At 55.4% G+C, this 14,379-nt stretch carries 17 protein-coding genes; 13 read left to right on the top strand and 4 right to left on the bottom strand.

Annotated elements, in window-relative coordinates; all coding sequences use genetic code 11:
• Positions 1-589 precede the first annotated feature (589 nt).
• Positions 590-1,039 carry a hypothetical protein gene (locus ACTJJA_RS09900; protein WP_440667694.1) on the top strand — a complete coding sequence of 150 codons (450 nt, stop codon included), beginning with the start codon at positions 590-592 and terminating at the stop codon, positions 1,037-1,039.
• A gap of 184 nt (positions 1,040-1,223) precedes the next feature.
• Here ACTJJA_RS09900 and ACTJJA_RS09895 read toward each other — a convergent pair whose 3' ends face one another.
• A complete protein-coding gene (locus ACTJJA_RS09895) occupies positions 1,224-2,699 on the bottom strand; it encodes a flagellin N-terminal helical domain-containing protein (RefSeq protein WP_440667692.1) in 1,476 nt (491 codons plus the stop codon).
• Between the two features lie 300 nt (positions 2,700-2,999).
• On the opposite strand from ACTJJA_RS09895, the gene fliD reads away from it, so the two are divergent.
• The 3 genes from fliD to ACTJJA_RS09880 are packed head-to-tail and all read left to right on the top strand — an operon-like array spanning position 3,000 to position 5,257.
• Positions 3,000-4,484, top strand: a complete 1,485-nt coding sequence (gene fliD, locus ACTJJA_RS09890; RefSeq protein ID WP_440667690.1) for a flagellar filament capping protein FliD — start codon at positions 3,000-3,002, stop codon at positions 4,482-4,484.
• Positions 4,485-4,536: 52 nt separating this feature from the next.
• Positions 4,537-4,944, top strand: coding sequence for a flagellar export chaperone FliS (gene fliS / locus ACTJJA_RS09885; RefSeq protein ID WP_440667688.1), 408 nt, complete (start codon positions 4,537-4,539; stop codon positions 4,942-4,944).
• Positions 4,937-5,257 carry a flagellar protein FliT gene (locus ACTJJA_RS09880; RefSeq protein WP_440667686.1) on the top strand — a complete coding sequence of 107 codons (321 nt, stop codon included), beginning with the start codon at positions 4,937-4,939 and terminating at the stop codon, positions 5,255-5,257. The genes fliS and ACTJJA_RS09880 overlap by 8 nt, the downstream gene beginning before the upstream one ends.
• 257 nt (positions 5,258-5,514) lie before the next feature.
• Here ACTJJA_RS09880 and ACTJJA_RS09875 read toward each other — a convergent pair whose 3' ends face one another.
• From ACTJJA_RS09875 to flgA, 3 genes are all read right to left on the bottom strand, one after another.
• Positions 5,515-5,958 carry a flagella synthesis protein FlgN gene (locus ACTJJA_RS09875; RefSeq protein ID WP_440667685.1) on the bottom strand — a complete coding sequence of 148 codons (444 nt, stop codon included), beginning with the start codon at positions 5,956-5,958 and terminating at the stop codon, positions 5,515-5,517.
• Positions 5,959-5,975: 17 nt separating this feature from the next.
• Positions 5,976-6,269 (bottom strand): flagellar biosynthesis anti-sigma factor FlgM, encoded by a 294-nt coding sequence (flgM, locus tag ACTJJA_RS09870; protein ID WP_440667683.1) that lies wholly within the window; start codon positions 6,267-6,269, stop codon positions 5,976-5,978.
• 69 nt (positions 6,270-6,338) lie between these two features.
• Positions 6,339-7,037 carry a flagellar basal body P-ring formation chaperone FlgA gene (gene flgA / locus ACTJJA_RS09865; RefSeq protein WP_440667681.1) on the bottom strand — a complete coding sequence of 233 codons (699 nt, stop codon included), beginning with the start codon at positions 7,035-7,037 and terminating at the stop codon, positions 6,339-6,341.
• Between the two features lie 236 nt (positions 7,038-7,273).
• Here flgA and flgB point away from each other — a divergent pair, with 236 nt between their 5' ends.
• From flgB to flgJ, 9 genes are read left to right on the top strand one after another with little or no spacing between them, the layout of a single operon-like run.
• The gene (gene flgB, locus ACTJJA_RS09860; RefSeq protein WP_440667679.1) at positions 7,274-7,684 is read left to right on the top strand and encodes a flagellar basal body rod protein FlgB; all 411 of its coding nucleotides are present in this window, start codon (positions 7,274-7,276) and stop codon (positions 7,682-7,684) included.
• Positions 7,685-7,690: 6 nt separating this feature from the next.
• Complete coding sequence (flgC, locus tag ACTJJA_RS09855; protein ID WP_440667677.1) at positions 7,691-8,095, top strand: flagellar basal body rod protein FlgC; 405 nt, start codon at positions 7,691-7,693, stop codon at positions 8,093-8,095.
• Positions 8,096-8,103: 8 nt separating this feature from the next.
• A complete protein-coding gene (locus tag ACTJJA_RS09850; protein WP_440667675.1) occupies positions 8,104-8,808 on the top strand; it encodes a flagellar hook assembly protein FlgD in 705 nt (234 codons plus the stop codon).
• A gap of 26 nt (positions 8,809-8,834) precedes the next feature.
• On the top strand, positions 8,835-10,028 hold the full coding sequence (gene flgE / locus ACTJJA_RS09845; protein WP_440667673.1) for a flagellar hook protein FlgE: 1,194 nt from the start codon (positions 8,835-8,837) through the stop codon (positions 10,026-10,028).
• A gap of 9 nt (positions 10,029-10,037) precedes the next feature.
• Positions 10,038-10,775, top strand: coding sequence for a flagellar basal body rod protein FlgF (locus tag ACTJJA_RS09840; protein WP_440667671.1), 738 nt, complete (start codon positions 10,038-10,040; stop codon positions 10,773-10,775).
• A gap of 19 nt (positions 10,776-10,794) precedes the next feature.
• On the top strand, positions 10,795-11,577 hold the full coding sequence (flgG, locus tag ACTJJA_RS09835) for a flagellar basal-body rod protein FlgG (RefSeq protein ID WP_440667669.1): 783 nt from the start codon (positions 10,795-10,797) through the stop codon (positions 11,575-11,577).
• 60 nt (positions 11,578-11,637) lie between these two features.
• Positions 11,638-12,324: a flagellar basal body L-ring protein FlgH gene (locus ACTJJA_RS09830; protein WP_440667741.1), complete on the top strand. Its 687-nt coding sequence runs from the start codon at positions 11,638-11,640 to the stop codon at positions 12,322-12,324.
• A 1-nt stretch (position 12,325) separates the two neighbouring features.
• Complete coding sequence (locus ACTJJA_RS09825; RefSeq protein ID WP_440667667.1) at positions 12,326-13,453, top strand: flagellar basal body P-ring protein FlgI; 1,128 nt, start codon at positions 12,326-12,328, stop codon at positions 13,451-13,453.
• Positions 13,453-14,379, top strand: a complete 927-nt coding sequence (gene flgJ / locus ACTJJA_RS09820) for a flagellar assembly peptidoglycan hydrolase FlgJ (protein WP_440667665.1) — start codon at positions 13,453-13,455, stop codon at positions 14,377-14,379. Before ACTJJA_RS09825 ends, flgJ begins: the two co-directional genes overlap by 1 nt.

The following is a 14,379-nucleotide window of genomic DNA, read 5'->3' as shown; positions in this document are numbered from 1 at the left end:
CCAGGGCATAAGCGACTCCATAAACGGGTTCTTATGCCTTAGTTGTAAGTGTCTACCATGTCCCCGAACAAGTGTTCACTATGTCCCCGGACCGTACAGTGGGAGAGGGCTGGGGTGAGGGCATCAGGCCGCCGTGCAGCCTAATCGCCCGGTGGCGCTTCGCTTACCAGGCCTACGGGCTGGGTGTCCTCCCTCTCCCTGTGGGAGAGGGCTGGGGTGAGGGTATCAGGCCGCCGTGCAGCCTGATCGCCCGGTGGCGCTTCGCTTACCGGGCCTACAGGCTGGGTGTTCTCCCTCTCCCTTGAGGGAGAGGGCGGGGTGAGGGGGAACAGACGGCCGTGAGCGTAGCAGAGCGGCACAGTAGCCACCACCCGGCGCAAATCTGGAAGACGCCTCGCAATCACACAAGTAACCCGATGTAATTCAGGGATCACCCTGTTTTTTGTTTTTAACCCATCGTAAAGTGCCCGCGTTGCGGCAATCACCGCAACCGGGCGTGAGAACCTGAAAATACAAGGCGATACCGGAGCAACCCTTTGAGGGGGTTGCTCACTTGTACTTAGATTCTCATCTCTCCGGAGGCTTTCATATGCCGATTCTGTCCACTCTCTCTTCTTTCTCTCACGACAATTTTCTCCAGCAACTCATCGCGTTACCGCTTCCCGCCTCTGCCGATCTGTTTGACGTGGCGGATCTCTGCGCCGCGTTTGCCAGCGCGCTGGTGGAAACTGATGAAGTGAGCGAGCGCAACGCACTTTGCGGGCGCTTGCTGCATGCCCTTGGTGAACTGGAACGCCGTTGTGAGGGCGATCTTCCTGCGCACCTTATTGAGCAACTCATTGCCGGTGACGCCGCGCCGTCATGCATGCCGGACTGCTGGCAGGAGACGATTACGTCGGTTCACTATGCGCAGGCGCTGGCACAGGCGATACTGGGAAATACCCTGCCGCAGAGCGTGAACATCGCGTTGACGGGGTTATTGCATGACCTGGTGTACCTGCTGGCGGATTATGTGAAGGAACCTTACCTGCCGTCTTAAAACCCTTGCCGGGTGGCGGCTTCGCCTGACACGGCCGACGTTTGCAGTGACCATTGTAGGCCCGTGCAAGCGCAGCGCCGCCGGGCAATGTTCACTGCGCACAAAACAAAAAAGCCCTCCGGGGAGGAGGGCAACCGCGCGTGAGGCACGCGCGTAATCACAATGTAAGGTGGTTTTGTCCGGATTAACGCAGCAGAGACAGCACGTTCTGCGGAACCTGGTTGGCCTGGGCCAGTACCGACACACCAGCCTGCTGCAGGATGTTCGCACGGCTCATGGCGGACACTTCAACCGAGAAGTCAGCGTCCTGAATACGGGAGCGCGCTTCGGTGGTGTTGATGATGTTGGTGTTCAGGTTCGCAATGATGGAGCTGAAGCGGTTCTGAACGGCACCCAGGTCGGCACGGAAGTCGGCGACTTTAGTTATGGCTTTGTCTAACTGATCGATAAGATTATCAGCAGCCGCCCCTGAGTGCGCCTTAGCGAAAACATAAGCATCACGTGCGTCTGGATCGTTAACGTTTTCAACAACACCAGTGGTTGCATTCAACTGGAAGGATTTAACCACACCTGACTCACTCACCGCATAATACGTGTTAGCGGCACCACCAGAGAAGATTTGGATTCCGGTATTTTCTGCTGTGTCAGTAAATGCTGCCTGAGAAATCTCTTCCAGCTTGGCATCATCAAGTGGAACATCATTTGCACCACCGCTACCCTTGAGATTTTCACCCAGTTTAACAACGACAGGAGTATATGTACTCAGACCATTAATCAGAACATCAGCATCCAGATCGCTCAGTTGATCTCCCTTTGTTGGGCTTAATGTCAGATTAGCGCCTGTTGAATCAATTGTGCCTGGGTCGATTTCAAAGATCTTATCTTTCTCGGCACCTGCATTCAGTACTCCATATATTTTGGTATCAGCACCAGTACCCGTTGTATAGACGGTCAGCTTACTTTCATCAGTCTGCGTAGTATCAATTGCTTTGGCAATTTTAGTTAATTCAGCAGCATTTGCTTCCCAGGTCTTACCACTGGCATGACCAATATTAATATTCTGACCTGCAGTAACCACTGTCCCCTTTTCAACGGTAGGATCTTCAATAGTTGCCTTAATTTTGGCAAAGTCGTCGCCGAATTTATCAAGACCCAGTTCTTTTAGATTCAGTTCGTTCAGGTCGATATCAATGGTATCGCCATCTTTATCGCCAATTTGAATAGTGATTTTATCTTTTGAGCCGTCGAAAACTTTTACACCGTTGAAATTGGTCACTTCAGCTACTCGCTGGATCTCTTCCAGACGTGATCCAATCTCTTTCATGATTGATTTACGGTCATCTTCGGAGTTAGTGCCGTTTTTCGCCTGTACGGTCAGCTCACGGATACGCTGCATGTTTTCGGTCACTTCTTCCAGCGCACCTTCGGTGGTCTGCGCCAGGGAGATACCGTCGTTGGCGTTACGCGCCGCCTGGGTCATACCGCGAATAGAGGAGGTGAAGCGGTTAGAGATGGCCAGACCCGCTGCATCATCTTTTGCGCTGTTAATACGCTTACCGGAAGAGAGACGCTGAATGGCGGTGCCGAGATCGGTCTGGGATTTGTTCAGGTTATTTTGAGCCATTAAGCTCAGTGCGTTGGTATTAATGACCTGTGCCATTATTTTATCCTTCTAGTTGATAACGGTGGTATGAGATATGCGTTCGTTGTTGCGCATACTTCTTTCATCGGGGGGAATAAAAAAGACTGAATTATTTTTTTGAGTTTTTTATTGATGATGGGAATTGGCAACAACAATGTCGCCAATTAGGGTAATCGCATGAGTTAATGTCGTAATAAACGGTTAAAACTGGTTTTGCTTTTATATCGCATTGTTGTTGTGGCTATGAAAAATTAAACTTCCTTCTCTATTACCCGATGAAAATAGTGTTAGCTATCTCATTACAGGAGGAACAATATTATGGCTTCAACCAATTTCTTAGGTATCGGTTCCGGGATGCCGTTCGATCAGTGGCTGGCGGACGAGCGTAAGGGGCTGTCTATGCAGCTCAACCCTTATCTGCAAAAGCAAAGCAGTTATAAAGGGCAAATCTCAGCCTGGGGATCCATCTCCAGTTCGCTGAGCACGCTGAAAGATAACCTCAGTAAGCTGGAAGACGAAGGATTTAACGGCGTAAGCGTGAGTGAAAACAAAACATTCAAGGCGACAGCTGGTAAAGGCGCGATACCCAATAGCTATTCTATGGCGATTGAACAACTGGCGAAAGCGCACCAGCTAGGGGTTACAAAGGACACGCGTGACAAACCGATCGGCAACGCTGGTGCAACGATAACTATCACCATGAACGGTGCTGAAAAACCGTTAAAAGTGGAACTCACAGAGAGAGCGGAAACCTCGCTCGATCAAATAGCCAAGAAGATTAATGCGCAAAATGGTGACGTGGTTGCTGAAGTGGTCACTTTGAAAGACAACGAGCACAAGCTGGTGTTGACCTCAAAAAAAACCGGCGATGCCGGTGAGATGAAGATTTCAGTTAACGGTGATGCAAATGTTAAAAGTGCGCTGGAGGGGGCAGCTGAAGTAACAAAACCTAAAAATGCTGCCGTCTGGTTTAATGGAGAAAGGATTGAGCGCTCTTCGAACACCATTAGTGATTTGATTTCTGGTGTCACGCTTGAACTGCGTGAAGTATCGGAAAAAGACCCAAATGCCGATCCAACCGCTCCTCACCCGTTCAAAGAAGAATCTCTCACTATTACCGAAGATAAGTCTAAGGTGAAAACGTTAATTGAGGAGTTCGTCAATAATTACAACAGTTACCTCAGTACCGTGGCCAGCGCAACAAAATATACGCCGCCTGAGAACAACAGTAATTCTGAAGCACTGCCTCAGCCTGACCCTTCCAATGGCGCATTGTTTACTGACGGCAAGCTGCGTCGCCTTACCAGCCAGCTCAAGTCCACTGTCGGTGGTAATTATCCGGAAGTGAACGATGTGATTCAGACACTGGGCAGTATCGGAATTACCGTGAAGTTTGACGGCAAGATCGGTGATGAACGCAGCGGCGCACTAGGGACGTTATCTATTGACAACAAAAAGTTAGATGCTGCCTTGAAAGATAACCCAAAAGAAGTTGAGGCGCTGTTTCTCGGTAAAGGGGGGAAAGAGGGTATTAAAGATCGCATGGAAGGGATTTTCGATACTTACCTCGGCGATAAAGACAGCATTAAGAAAACGGAAGGGGTTATTGAAACCGCGCTTGAGTCTCTGCGTGAACAGGAAACCCGAATTAAAAAGCAGATTACGGCGGTCGAAAAACGTATCGAAGAGACCATGCTACGCCGGGAAAAAGAGTATCAGCGCATCGATAAGTACCTGAGCGACATGAAACAGATTGAGAACCGGCTGGTATCGTCGCTGAATGAGCTTGCCGCGAGTATGTAAACCCTTTAACACTATTTTCCCGGGCGGCAGGGCTGCCCGGCAGGATCGCATGATGTACACCAAAACAGGCAACAGTGCCTACACCGCTGTCTCTCTCGACAGCCAGATTAACGGCGCCACCCCGCACCAGCTGATTGTGCTGCTGTATGACGGGGCGATTAACGCCATGAAGCGGGCGGAAATTTATTTTCAGTCCGGGAATATCGCCCGCCGGGGCGAGATGCTCTCCCGCGCCATTAATATTATCGACAATGGCCTTCGCGCCGGGCTTAACCACGAAAAAGGCGGAAAAATTGCCGCCGAGCTGGAGAGCCTGTACGAGTATATTTCGCGCACGCTGCTGGAGGCGAATTTAACCAAATCGGGCGAAAAGCTGCCGCATCTGATCGCGTTGATGACCGAGATGTCAGAAACCTGGCAGGCGATTGCCCCACAGAACAGGCAGATGAAACATGGATAACAACGTCATTGCGTTGATTGAAGAGCTGCTTCTCAGCAACACCAAACTGCAGCAGTTGGCCGAGGCCGATGAATGGGATGCGTTTCTTGACGAAGCTGAGGCTTATAGCATGGGAAGGAGAACGCTGGGGGAAATTGATTTGACCCAACTGGCGCAGCACAATAAACCGCAGGTCAGCGCCCAACTGACCACCCTGCTGGAGAACGATGCCATCCTGACAGGCCTCATCCAGAGGCGAATGGCCACCATTCGCAGCGAACTCTCCGGTATGCGCAAATCCAATACGATGAAAAAAGCCTACACGGCGGTTTAATTCCTTTCCCCTCACCCTAACCCTCTCCCCAAAGGGGCGAGGGGACTGTTCAGTGCGGTCTTTATCTCTGGCGCAGGTCTGCCTTTTTCCCACTCCCTAAAGGGAAGAGGGGACTGTTCAGTGCGGTTTTTATCTCTGGCTCAGGTCTGCCTTTTTCCCTCTCCCCTTTGGGGAGAGGGTCAGGGTGAGGGGTGTCTTTATTCCAAAAAAAAAGCCCACCAGAGGCGAGCAAAAGAGGACAACGCAGACAGGAACGATCAGATGCTGATGTTGTATTTGCGGCCAGTGGGCATCACGCTGGATTCTCCCGCCGGACCGTAAAGCGCGTTGGCGTGACCTACGTTCTCGATAGCTTTCTGGATGTGCTGATTTTTCTTCATATGGCTTTGCAGCAGCGACTCCACTTTCTGATTCAATTCTTTGGTGCTGCGCACTTTCTCATTCACCAGCTGCCAGCTCGCGAAGAGCTTGCCGAGCCCCGGATAGGGGGCTTCGGTGCCGGAGGTCTGCTCCTGCTGGCGGCGCATGTCGTCGTAATACTGAAGGGTCGACAGCAGCTGGTTTTTGTTATCCGCCAGCACCTGCAGCGACACCGGGTTGATCTGCGCGCGGTTGAGCTGATTGACCTCTTCAATCATGATCGCCTCCAGCTCATCCAGAGACGTTTTCATCTGCGCAAGTATCGGGTAAAGCTTGTCCATAACGGTCCTGCTCTCGGTTAAAACTGAAACATATCCTGCACCATGGCCTGAGCAATTTTCTCAGGCTCGATGCGCAGGGTACCGGCCGACAGCGCGGCGCGAAGCTCGTTGACCCGCGCGTAGTCCACGTCGCGGCTGTCATCGGTCTGGATCTTTTTCGTCAGCTCGCTCAGGGTGACGTTGGTCTTATCACTCTTATCTGAACGTTTTGCCGTAGCGTCGTGTTCCTGAGGCTGCGTGCGGGCGCGCAGATCCTGAGTCGGGGCGATTTTCGCAATCGGCGCGGTGTTCTGGCTGCTGTTGATGCTCATGGGTGTCCTCGCAAATCAATTTATGTACTCAATACTTCTTTCATCGGTGATTCACAGAAAACCTAAAATTTATTGTTGGGAAATAATCATCACCTGTCCGTCAGCCCCCACTTTGCCGCTGACGGTGCGCCCGCCCGTGGTTTTCACCTTCAGCACGTCATCCACCGCCGCATTGTTCAGCGCCTTGCCCTGGCTGCGAATGCGAAAGCCGGAACCGGCGGTGACCAGATCCACCGTCTGCCCGGCGCGCAGCCGCCACTGCTGTCGCAGCTGGTTCTCCAGCAGCGGTTTCCCGGCGTCGATGGCGCGGGTCAGGCGCTGGCCAATAATCTCGTCGGCGTTGAAGATTAACCCTGAAGGCTGATGGTCGAGCGCGCCGGTCACCGGTTCGATGTCGCTGCGCTGCACAATGGCCCCGCCGGGCAGACTCTGGCTGGCAACCCACCAGGTCCCTTCGGCACTGATGCGCACCGGCAGGAAATGACGCCGTGCGCCGCACTGGGCCAGCACCGTGCGCTTGCCGGTCAGGCGGCTGTCGCGCCCCACCAGGCTCAGTTCGGGGTTTTCGCACACGGCGGCCAGCTGGGCAGGCGTGGCGAGCAGGGTCGCGGTGCGCACAATGTCGCTGCCGCTCTCCGGCTGTTTGATCAGCGCATCCAGCTTGAGCATCAGGCGCTGCTTCGCCGTCTGGTCAGACGGTACGCTCGCTGCGGCAGATGCAGAGCACAGCAGTGCGGCCACCGCCGCACTGAATAATCGGAGTTTCATCTTATTGCCTTAATATATAAAACGTGGCTAAATTATATACGTGGAGGCAGGGTTTTTATTGCCACAAATAATGACGCTTTTGTCGCTATTTATATTCTTCGTTTTTTTAACGCTCCCCTCATTATTTCTATTTCCCTAAATAGGCTTATTTCTGTCGGGTCTTCGCAGTGTGATATTTCAACAGCGCTGACTACACTATCGCAGTTTAAATAACGCGAGACAGGAGTCCTGTTGTCATGAATAAACTCGATGACGCCTTTCGCTTTCAACAGCAAGCGCTAGGTTTGCTTTCGCGCCGTCAGGATATTCTGGCATCGAATATTGCGAATGCCGACACGCCTGGCTACCAGGCGCGAGATATAGATTTTACTCAGCAGTTAAAAAACGCCATGGAAAATAACACCATGGCGAAATCACCCGTATCACTGGCTTTAACGTCAAATAAGCACATTGAAGGTAAAGCGCTGCCGTTTGATGACGGTCAGTTGCTGTATCGCATACCGGATCAGCCGAGTGCGGATGGCAATACCGTGGATATGGATCGTGAGCGCGTCAATTTTGCGGATAACGCCGTGAAATATCAGTCGGGACTGACGTTCCTGGGCGCGGATATTAAGAAAATGATGACTGTGCTCAGTCAGGGGTAATCAACGATGTCGCTCTTTAGCGTATTTGATATTTCAGGTTCGGCGATGGCGGCTCAATCCCGCCGCCTTAACGTCAGCGCCAGCAATATGGCCAACGCCGACAGCGTGGCGGGGCCGGATGGGCAGCCGTACCGCGCGCGTCAGGTTGTTTTCCAGGTCGACAGTTCTGTTGGCCAGGATATTGGCGGCGTACAGGTCAGCGAGGTGGTGGAGAGCAGCGCGCCGGATCGTCTGGTCTATGAGCCAGGTAATCCTATGGCGGATGAACAGGGCTACGTGCGCATGCCCAACGTCAACGTGATGAACGAGATGGTGAATACCATTTCGGCCTCCCGCAGCTACCAGGCCAACGTGGAAGTGATGAACTCCGCCAAAAGCCTGATGCTGAAAACATTAACCCTTGGGCAGTAAGGACGCATATGGCGGTCTCTTCAATTAACAACAACAGCGGCACGGGCGGTACCGGTACGGGCAACAGCGCGGCGGATTTGTCGAACCAGTTTATGACAATGCTGGTGGCGCAGATGAAAAACCAGGATCCCACCAACCCGATGGACAACAACCAGCTCACCACGCAGCTGGCGCAGTTCAACATGGCGGCAGGAGTCGAAAACCTCAACAAATCGGTCGCGGGCGTGCAGGCGATGATGATCAATCTCAGCAGCATGAGCGCCTCCTCCTGGATAGGGCGCAGCGTGCTGATTGAGGGGGATCCGAAAGTCTCCTTCGGTAATTCTGACATCGGTATCCATCAGGTCGGTGTAGAGCCTGAGGTCTCGGACGACTTCCAGTTCGCGCTGGTAGGCGATGCCGCAACCGTCACCGTGACGCTGGAAGATGCTGAAGGCAATGCGTACACCGCAGAGATTAAGAACGTGAAGTCGGGGATGAACAAATTCAATCTCGACGATCTGGAAAACTTCAAGCCGGAGCCGGGCCCGCCGCGCGATCGCGAATACACCCTCTCCTTTGACGCCAGCAACCCGGAAGGTGAGAAGCCACAAATCTTCGGGCTGGTTCAGGAGCAGGTCCAGGGGGTCACCATGAGCGAAAACGGGCCGATCCTGCATCTGCTCAATCACGATCCGATTGACCTGAGTCAGGTGTTTGTTGTTCAAAAATAGTCATTACTTACTTCTGGAAATAAATTATGGGTTTTTCACAAGGTCTTAGCGGTCTCAGCGCCGCGGCAAAAGCACTCGATGTGGTGGGTAACAATATCGCCAACTCGCAGACGATTGGTTTTAAAGCTGGCTCCGTCTCCTTCTCCGATATCTTTGCCGGTTCGGTGGGGATGGGGGTGCAGGTAGGTGGCGTGAGCCAGAACTTTTCTCAGGGTGGTCCTGGGATGGGCGGTTCTGCCCTGGATATGATGATCAATGGCCGGGGCTTTTTCCGCATGACGGATGAGGCCGGCAGCGTTTTCTACGGGCGTAATGGCGAGTTCGCCGAGAACGAAAACGGCGCCATTATTAATCAAGTGAATGGCATGTTTTTAACCGGCTATCAGGCCACCAACGGGGTCATTAACCCGGGTTCCCAGGTGGGGCCGATCCGTATTCCGAAGGACGATATGCCGCCAGCGGCCTCGACCAAAGGGTCGGTGAATGGCAACCTGAAGTCGGATGATAAGATCATTCCTGCGGGGACTGTTTTTGACCCTACCAATAAAGAAACCTATAACCATATCAGTGAAGTGACCGCCACCGACAGCCTGGGCAATAAGCACACGATTAAGATGTACTACGTGCATACTGAACCAGGTAAGTGGGAAGTGTATGCGGAAGACTCCACCTCGCCAGGCGGACGCAAGAATGTGACAATTGAGTTCAAAGCCGATGGCTCGATGAAAACGCCGACAACATTGACCGTTGACGGCGCGGGGTACAACGGTTCTGACCCGCTTGCAGTGGATATCGATCTCAGCGCGCTCACCCAAAACGCCGGCGATACCCAGGTGATGCTGGGTGAAATTGACGGCCAGGCACCGGGCAAATTCAACAGCTACCAGGTCAGCGACACCGGTGAAGTCATCGCTATCTACAGCAACGGCAAGCGTCAAACCGTGGCGCAGGTAGTTCTGGCTGACTTTGCCAACGTGGGCGGCCTGGCGCAGCAGGGAAACAACCTGTGGGCAGAGACTGTGCAGTCCGGCCAGCCGTTTTTCGGCACCTCGGGTTCTGGCAGCTTCGGTAGCATGAAAGGCGGTATGCTGGAGACCTCCAACGTCGACCTCGGCGAAGAGATGGTCAACATGATCGTCTATCAGCGCAATTATCAGTCCAACTCACAAACCATCAAAACCCAGTCTGAAGTTCTGCAGACGCTGGTTAACCTGCGTTAAGGCTGAGTCATGGATCGCGCTATCTATACCGCCATGAGTGCCGCCAACGCGGCGCTCAACCGCCAGGCGGTCACCTCAAACAATCTGGCGAACAGCTCCACCGCGGGCTTTCGCGCCCAGCTGGCGGCCTTCCGCTCGGTACCCATCGAAGGGGAAAGCCTGCGTACCCGTGCGCTGGTGGCGGAGACCACCCCGTTTCACGACACCACCATGGGGCCGATTACCCATACCGGCCGCAGCCTGGACGTGGCGCTGCCGCAGAACGGCTGGCTGGCGGTGGCGATGGACGACGGCAGCGAAGGCTATACCCGCAACGGCGCCATTGATGTGGATCAGGACGGGGCGCTTAGCGTCAACGGCCGTCCGCTGATGGGCGACGGCGGACCGCTGGAAGTCCCGCCGCAGTCGCAGGTCACCATCGGCAGCGACGGCACCGTTTCGGCGCTCGGTATGGGTGATGACCCAACGGCGCTGGTGCCGGTGGGCCGCCTCAAGCTGGTCAACGCGGAGATGAACAGCATGGTTCACGGCGACGACGGACTGTTTCGCACCGCAGGCGGCGAGATGCTGGCGCAGGACGAAACCCTGCGCCTGACGCCGGAGGCCATCGAAGGCAGTAACGTCAGTCCGGTGCAGATGATGACCCAGATGATCGCCAACTCCCGCGGCTTCGACATGAACATGAAGGTGATCCGCACCGCCGACGAAAATGCCCAGAAGGCCAACCAGCTATTAAGCGTGAGCTAAGCCCGCGCAAGGAGTCACTATGATTCGTTCTTTATGGATCGCAAAAACCGGGCTGGAAGCACAGCAGCTCAATATGGACGTCATCTCCAACAACCTGGCGAACGTCAACACCAACGGCTTTAAGCGTCAGCGCGCCGTGTTTCAGGACCTGCTCTATCAGAACATGCGCCAGCCCGGCGCGCAGTCGACCGAGCAGAACACCCTGCCGAGCGGTCTGCAGCTGGGTACCGGTGTGCGCCCGGTCTCTACCCAGCGCATTCATACTCAGGGTGTGCCGAACCCAACCGGTGATGAATACGACGTAGCCATAGAAGGGGAAGGCTTTTTCCAGGTGCAGATGCCGGACGGCAGCACGGCGTATACCCGTGACGGTAAGTTAGGCAAAAATGCTGACGGACAGCTGGTCACTGCGGAAGGTTACCCCATTCAGCCGGGGATCGTTATCCCTGATGACGCCACGAGCCTGACCATTGGCAGCGATGGCATTGTCAGCGTCAAGGTGCCAGGCCAGGCGCAAGAGCAGCAAATTGGTCAGCTTACGGTCACCACCTTTGTGAACAACTCCGGGCTGGAGAGCATCGGCGGCAACCTCTACAAAGAGACGCAGTCCTCTGGTGCACCGAATGAGCTGAATCCGGGCATGGAAAGTGCGGGTACGCTGAAACAGAAGTATGTGGAAGGCTCCAATGTCAACGTGGCGGAAGAGCTGGTGACCATGATTCAGGTGCAGCGCGCTTACGAAATCAACAGTAAGGCGGTGTCGGCATCTGACCAGATGCTGCAACGTCTTTCCCAGCTGTAATCCTCTCTGGCCGCTCGCGCGGCCAGACATTTTATCGACACTGACATGAAAATACTTTCTATGCACATTCCGGCGGCCGCGCTGCTGGCAAGCACGCTGCTGCTCGGCGGCTGCGCGCACATCATGCAAAAGCCCCTTGTTGAAGGTCCGACAACGGCAACACCATTACCGATGGCACCGGCAGCGACCGGCGGCTCACTGTATCAGGCAGGGCAGGGGATGAACTACGGCTATCAGCCGATGTTTGAAGACCGCCGTCCGCGTAACGTGGGCGACACGCTGACCATCCTGCTGCAGGAGAACGTGAGCGCCAGCAAAAGTTCCTCCGCCAGTGCCAACCGTAATGGATCGGCCGGTATGGAGCTGCTGGCCGTCCCGACCGGGGCCGGGAGCTGGCTCGGTGACGGGAAAGCGGATTTTAAAGCCGAAGGCAAAAACGATTTCGCGGGCAAGGGCGGCGCGGCGGCGCGCAATACCTTTACCGGGACCATCACCGTGACCGTGAACGAGCTGTTGCCCAACGGCAACCTGCGGGTGGTGGGCGAAAAGCAGATCGCCATTAACCAGGGCACCGAATTCATCCGCTTCTCCGGCGTAGTGAACCCGCGCTTTATCAGCGGCGGTAACACCGTGCCGTCCACCCAGGTGGCGGACGCGCGTATTGAGTACGTCGGCAACGGCTACATCAACGAAGCGCAGAACATGGGCTGGCTGCAACGCCTGTTCCTGAACCTTTCTCCTTTCTGATATGACCATGAAAAAAGAATCTATCCTGTTTTTTCTCAGCATCCTGCTCTACGGCATGACGCTGGCGGTACCCAAAGTGGTACACGCGGAACGTATCCGCGATCTGGCGACGGTGCAGGGCGTGCGTTCCAACTCCCTGATGGGCTACGGCCTGATTGTCGGTCTTGACGGTACCGGTGACCAGACCATGCAGGCGCCGTTCACCGGCCAGAGCCTGAACAACATGCTCTCGCAACTGGGGATCACCGTTCCGGCGGGCACCAATATGCAGCTGAAAAACATCGCGGCGGTGATGGTCACCGCCGAGCTGCCGCCGTTTGCCCGTCCGGGCGACAAGCTGGACATTGTGGTCTCCTCGGTGGGTAACGCCAAAAGCCTGCGCGGCGGCACGCTGCTGATGACCCCGCTGAAAGGGGCGGATAACCAGATCTACGCCATTGCCCAGGGCAACATCCTGATCTCCGGCGCAGGGGCGCAATCGGGTGGTAGCCGCGTGCAGGTCAACCAGCTTAACGGCGGGCGCATCAGCGGCGGGGCGACAGTAGAACGGGAAGTACCGAACGATTTCAGCACCCAGAGCATTGTGCGCCTGCAGTTGAACGAGACCGATTTCTCGCTGGCGCAGCAGATCAGCGACGCCATTAACCAGCGCTACAGCGGCGGGGCGGCGTTGCCGGAAGATGCCCGCACCGTGCGCCTTTTCGCGCCGCCGGACGGTCCGTCCCGCGTACGCTTCCTCGCCAACATTCAGGATATCCCGGTGAAGGTAAACGTGCAGGACGCGAAGGTAATTGTGAACTCGCGTACCGGCTCGGTGGTGATGAACCGCCACGTCTCGCTCGACTCCTGCGCCGTGGCGCACGGTTCTCTGACGGTAGAAGTAATGCAGAACAACATCATCAGCCAGCCCGATACCCCGTTCGCGGGCGGCGAAACGGTGGTGGTGCCGCAGACCGATATCTCGGTGCGCGACAGCGGCGGCTCGCTGCAGCACGTGCGCAGCAGTACCGATCTGAACGCGGTGATCCGCGCCCTCAACAGCCTGGGCGCCACGCCAAACGAGCTGATGTCGGTCCTGCAGGCGATGAAGAACGCCGGCTGTCTGCGGGCGAAGCTGGAGGTGAACTGATGAATGCCTTCGACAAGCTCGATCAACCCGCCTTTGACGTCCGCTCGCTGGATACGCTGAAACGGGAGGCCGGGCGGCAAACGCCCGGCGCACTGAAAGCGGCGGCGAAGCAGATGGAAGGCATCTTCGTGCAGATGATGATGAAGAGCATGCGCGATGCCACCTTCAAGGACGATCTGCTGAGCAGCCAGTCGTCTGAGATGTACACCGCGATGCACGATCAGCAGGTTGCACAGAATATTGCCGGGAGTGGTCAGCTCGGCTTTGCCGATCTTATCGTCCGCCAGTTGGGTGGTGAGAGTGAGCCGCCTGCCACAACCGTGAGCACGCCGGGACGCGACTTTATACGACCGGGGCTCTCTTCGGCTCCCGCCACCGGCCCGCTGCGCCTGCCTGCGCCGGTGTCGTTCGCTAAACCGGCGGAAGGGGCGCATCCGTTTATCGCCCGTCTGCTGCGTCCGGCCCAGGCGGCCGCGCAGCAGAGCGGGTTGCATCCGCATTTGATTCTGGCGCAGGCGGCGCTGGAGTCCGGCTGGGGCAAGCGCGAAATCCCGGCGGCGGACGGCCGCCCGAGCCACAACCTGTTCGGCATCAAAGCGACGGGCGACTGGCGCGGCAAAACCACAGAGATCACCACCACGGAATACATCAACGGCGTGAAGCAGAAGGTGAAAGCCGCTTTTCGCGTGTACGAATCGTACGAACACGCGCTGGCGGATTACGCGAAGCTGCTGACCAAAAATCCGCGCTATCGTGGGGTGGTGCAGTCCGGTTCACCAGAGCAGGGGGCGAAGGCGCTGCAGGCGGGCGGCTATGCCACCGATCCGGCCTACGCCAAAAAGCTCATCACCATTATTCAGAAGGTGAAAGGCGATATTCAGCAGGGCGTGAACGCCTATAAAAACGATATCGACACACTTTTCTGA

It is taken from the genome of Enterobacter sp. 22452 (assembly GCF_052045065.1).
Classification (GTDB): Bacteria; Pseudomonadota; Gammaproteobacteria; order Enterobacterales; family Enterobacteriaceae; genus Enterobacter; species Enterobacter mori.
The sequence above is the reverse complement of the archived record's forward strand: the minus strand, read 5'-3'. Positions and strand labels throughout refer to the sequence as shown.